Origin of the sequence: Streptomyces sp. NPDC057654 (genome assembly GCF_042800135.1) — a bacterium.
Taxonomy (GTDB): Bacteria; Actinomycetota; Actinomycetes; order Streptomycetales; family Streptomycetaceae; genus Streptomyces.
Genome location: NZ_JBHVHQ010000950.1, coordinates 1 through 3,139, shown reverse-complemented (window position 1 = coordinate 3,139; position 3,139 = coordinate 1). Strand labels below are relative to the sequence as shown.

The following is a 3,139-nucleotide window of genomic DNA, read 5'->3' as shown; positions in this document are numbered from 1 at the left end:
GAGCTGTACGGACGCACCAGGCCCCGGTCACCGCGAGGTGACCGGGGCCCGGCATGGCGGAGAACCTCAGCGCCCCCGCAGCGACCGGTAACGCGCGACCAGCGCCTTGGTGGACCCGTCCAGACCCGAAACCTCGGCCCCATCCCGGAGCGCGGGCTCAATCCGCTTCGCGAGCACCTTCCCCAGCTCAACACCCCACTGATCGAAGGAGTCGATGTTCCAGATGGCTCCCTGTACGAACACCTTGTGCTCGTACAGCGCGATCAACTGCCCCAGAACCGAAGGGGTGAGCTCCCGCGCGAGGATCGTGCTCGTGGGCCGGTCCCCCTTGAACGTCTTGTGCGGGATCAGCTCGGCCGGCACGCCCTCCGCCGCGACCTCCTCCGGCGTCTTGCCGAAGGCGAGCGCCTGCCCCTGCGCGAACAGGTTCGCCATCAGCAGGTCGTGCTGGGCCACCAGCCCCGGCAGCAGGTCGTCGACAGGCTCGGCGAAGCCGATGAGGTCGGCGGGGATCAGCTTGGTGCCCTGGTGCAGCAGCTGGTAGTACGCGTGCTGGCCGTTGGTCCCGGGCGTGCCCCAGACGACGGGCCCCGTCTGCCAGTTCACCGGCTCGCCCGCCCGGTCCACGGACTTGCCGTTGGACTCCATGTCCAGCTGCTGGAGGTAGGCCGTGAACTTCGACAGGTAGTGGCTGTACGGCAGGACCGCGTGCGACTGCGCGTCGTGGAAGCCGCCGTACCAGACGCCCAGCAGCCCCATCAGCAGCGGAACGTTCTCCTCCGGCGGGGCGCACCGGAAGTGCTCGTCGACGAGGTGGAAGCCCGCGAGCATCTCGCGGAACCGGTCCGGCCCGATGGCGATCATGAGGGAGAGGCCGATCGCCGAGTCGTACGAGTAGCGCCCGCCGACCCAGTCCCAGAACTCGAACATGTTGGTCACGTCGATGCCGAACTCCGAGACCTTCTCGGCGTTGGTCGACAGCGCCACGAAGTGCTTGGCGACGGCCTCCTGGCCGGCCCCGAGCCCGGCGAGGAGCCAGTCGCGGGCGGAGGTGGCGTTGGTGATCGTCTCGATGGTGGTGAAGGTCTTCGAGGCGATGATGAACAGCGTCTCGGCGGGGTCGAGGTCCCGCACGGCCTCGTGCAGGTCCGCGCCGTCCACGTTCGAGACGAAGCGGAACTGGAGGTCGCGGGCGGTGTAGGCGCGCAGCGCCTCGTAGGCCATGGCCGGGCCGAGGTCGGAGCCGCCGATGCCGATGTTGACGACGGTCTTGATCGGCTTGCCGGTGTGGCCCTTCCAGTCGCCCGAGCGCACCCGGTCGGAGAAGACCTGCATCTTGGTGAGCACCGCGTGCACGGCGGGCACCACGTTCTCGCCGTCCACCTCGATCGACGCGGACTCGGGGGCGCGCAGCGCCGTGTGGAGGACGGCGCGGTCCTCGGTGGTGTTGATCTTCTCGCCGCGGAACATGGCGTCCCGCAGCTCGCCTACCTCGGCCGCTGCCGCCAGCTCGCGCAGCAGGCGGAGCGTCTCGTCGGTGACGAGGTGCTTGGAGTAGTCCAGGTACAGGTCGCCCACCTGGAGGCCGTAGCGCTCGGCGCGGCCGGGGTCGTCCGCGAAGAGGTCCCGCAGGTGCACCTCCCCCAGCTCGTCCCGGTGCTTGGCCAGCGCGTTCCACTGAGGCATCTGGTCGAGCCTGCTGCGGCCGTCTGCGTTCATCTCGGACATCAGCCCACTTCTTCTCGTACCTGTCCCGCCGCCTTCCAACCTAATTGATCAGGCTGCGGTATGAGACGTCTGTCCGCGGTCCGCCGCCTTTCCGCCGCTCGCCTCCTTGAGGGCGGGTGAGAGCGCGAGGACCGCGAGCACGAAGAGCACCGCCGCGAGGAGCATCGGCGTGTTCAGCCCCCAGGCGGCGGCCACCGCTCCCCCGGCGAGCGCGCCGAAGGGCGCGCCCGCCACGCCGAGCGTGCGGAACGCGGCGCTGGTGCGGCCGAGCATCCCGGCGGGGCTGCGGCGCTGCATCAAGGTCACCTGGGTGACGTTCCAGAGCAGGCCGACGAAGCCGAAGACCGCCATGGCGGCGATCGCGGCGGGCAGGAAGCGGACGGTTCCGAGCACGGCCAGGCAGCAGGCCTGGAGCCCGCCGCCGAGGAGCAGGCTCCGGGCCGGGCCGAGCCGCGCGGTGATCCGCCCGGCGGCCAGGCCGCCGGTCACCCCGCCGATGCCGTAGGCCGCGATGGCCGCCGCATAGCCCGCGTCGCCGGCCTCCAGCCACCCCTTGACCAGCAGCGGGAGCATCGCGATGAGCGCGCCGACGCCGACGTTGCACAGGGTGGTGGCAGCGCACAGCCACCGCAGCAGCCGGTCGCGCCAGAGCGCCCGTATGCCGTCGGCGATATCGCGCCGCAGTGTGTGCCCGGCGGCGCGGGCGGGGCGTGGCGGCGGGTCGGCCCGCACCCCGGCCACGAGGACGGCCGCGAGGAGGTAGGTGGCGGAGTCGGCCGCGTACGGCATGGCGAGGCCGATGCCGAGGAGCACCGGGACCAGCGGCGCCCCGACGAAGGAGCCCGCTATCTGCTGGCCGGTCATCAGCCGGGCGTTCGCCGTGCCCAGCGCCGCCTTGTCCACGACGGCGGGCAGCAGGGCCGTGGCGGCGTTGTCGAAGAGCGTCTGGAGGCTGGTGAGCGCGAAGGCGACCGCGATGAGCAGGCCGATCGTCGCCGACCCGCAGGTCACGGCGACGGCGAGGGCCGCCACGAGCAGCCCGCGGACCACGTCCACCGCCCACATCGCCCGCCGCTGGTCGACCCGGTCCGCGACGGCGCCGCCGAGCAGCCCGAACAGCAGCCACGGCAGGAACCCGGCGGCGGTCACCAGTGAGACCAGCACCGGTGAATCGGTCAACGAGACGGCGAGCAGGGGCAGTGCGGCGGAGCGCAGCGCGTCGCCGAGGCGGGAGACCACGGCCGCCGACCACAGCCGTTTGAAGTCCCCTCCGGCACCCGGACGGACCACTGCCCCGTCAACCGCTGTCACCGTTCCCCCATGTTCCCCGCCCGCTCCGGTCATTGACGAAACCGTAGCGGCGACCACTGACAACGGCCGGTCCGCGCACGACGACGGCCCGGCCGCACAC

General features: G+C 71.6%; 2 protein-coding genes. Both read right to left on the bottom strand.

What is annotated here, in order from left to right:
• Positions 1-66: 66 nt before the first annotated feature.
• Positions 67-1,719 (bottom strand): glucose-6-phosphate isomerase, encoded by a 1,653-nt coding sequence (pgi, locus tag ACFU99_RS38750; RefSeq protein WP_384401942.1) that lies wholly within the window; start codon positions 1,717-1,719, stop codon positions 67-69.
• 57 nt (positions 1,720-1,776) lie between these two features.
• Positions 1,777-3,039 (bottom strand): MFS transporter, encoded by a 1,263-nt coding sequence (locus ACFU99_RS38745; protein ID WP_384401939.1) that lies wholly within the window; start codon positions 3,037-3,039, stop codon positions 1,777-1,779.
• Positions 3,040-3,139 lie beyond the last annotated feature (100 nt).